This window comes from Pseudomonas sp. PDM09 (assembly GCF_014852305.1).
In the GTDB taxonomy this organism is placed as follows: domain Bacteria; phylum Pseudomonadota; class Gammaproteobacteria; order Pseudomonadales; family Pseudomonadaceae; genus Aquipseudomonas.
Genome location: NZ_JACVBI010000021.1, coordinates 1 through 1,523 on the forward strand (window position 1 = coordinate 1; position 1,523 = coordinate 1,523).

The window sequence follows — 1,523 nt, forward strand, 5'->3', positions numbered from 1 at the left end:
GGGACACCCATTAGCCGGTCTCAAGTCAAGGTTAAAAGCCTCCGCACCCTGCGGTTTTTAACTGCAGGGATTACTCTTTAACTCAACCTGATCGGTTGAACCCGTCGAACCCGTTTCCTCTTCATTGGCTACGACCGAGTCGTGCCTGACACCCATGTGGATCAAGCGGTAGCGATACAGCGAGCACCGCCCTGGCAGTCAACTGCCCCAGAGAAACGTTGGTGCCGCCAATGTGGCCAAAACGTGTCACAGAACTGTGGCTCGTGCAAAAACACGTCCAGTCTCAGCGGGCTCACATGGCGGACGACCCGGTACAACACACTCAGGCGGTGACAGCCGGTCGCCACTCAGATTTCATGGTTCACGCCCAGTCCCTTTTTGGTTGATCGGCCATCACCTTAACCCGCCCCTTTCAGGCGAAACAGCGCTTGGCATCAAATGGCTGTTTCTCCTTCAGGATGTGATAACTCGCCCGCGCCAGTTTGTGCGCCAGCGCTTTGGTGGCGACCACGGCATTGGTTTTGGCTTTCTTTTTCTCGAAAAAACGTTTGGCCTCTTCACTGAAACGCCGAGCAAAATTCGCCGCTTCGATAAAGGCCCAAATCAAGTAAGCGTTGCCGTTCTTGGTGTTGCCTTCGCCCTTTTTCTTACCATTGGAGTAATGCGCACTCTTTACGCACCGGGCATAGGAGGCGAAGTTGCCCACGTCGGCAAAGCGCTCGATATCACCGGTTTCCAGCATGATGACCGTGGCCAGCACTTCGCCGATTCCAGGCATCGTTTTTAACAAGCAGAACTCCGGCCGCAGGCGAGCTTCATGCAGTAAGCGGTCCTCAAGGATATCAATCTGAGCCTGCACCGCCTGGATGATCGCGACATTGGTTTTCATCGCCAGAGCGACATCCGTGGTCAGGCCAAGCCTGTCCACGGATGTCGCTGACAGGCCTTTGACTTCATTGCAGCTCAACCCGTGGCCGAACTGGCGCGCCATGATGTTCTCCACCGCAAGAATGTGCTGCGTCCTACTGCGGACCAACTGAATACGTTTACGTGCCAAATCGCGCAGTGCCCGTTCTTGCGGCGGATGGATATAGCCGGTCGGCAATATCCCGAGTCGCAATAAATGCGCCAGGAACGCCGCATCATCCTGATCGTCAGAATGCTTTAAACCGTCGTAGCGTTGCATCGCCACGGGGTTGGCCAGCTTTACCTCGAAGCCTGCCGCCTTGAGACCATCGACCAGCCAATACCAGTTGTAGGTCGACTCGACCACGACACCGAGCAATTCGGCACGATGCGGTTCGAGCAGCGGGAGGATTTTTGTCAGCTCATTAGGACAGCGCCGACTGAGCAGGACCCGGTCCGTTTCGTCGGTAACCACTACAACGCTGTTGTTTGAATGCAGGTCTATGCCACAGAATTTCATCACGGCCTCCTCACAGCAAAAGTCTAAGTTCGCACCTTGAATTTTGCGCCACCTCCGTGAGGTGGGGAGGCCGGCTAGATGATTCTCAGATTTATTT

The 1,523-nt window shown here is 55.1% G+C and carries 1 protein-coding gene; it reads right to left on the bottom strand.

Annotated elements, in window-relative coordinates; all coding sequences use genetic code 11:
* Positions 1–412 precede the first annotated feature (412 nt).
* Positions 413–1,523: IS110 family transposase (locus IB250_RS28465; RefSeq protein WP_225603932.1), on the bottom strand; the 1,111-nt coding region annotated here is incomplete at its 5' end.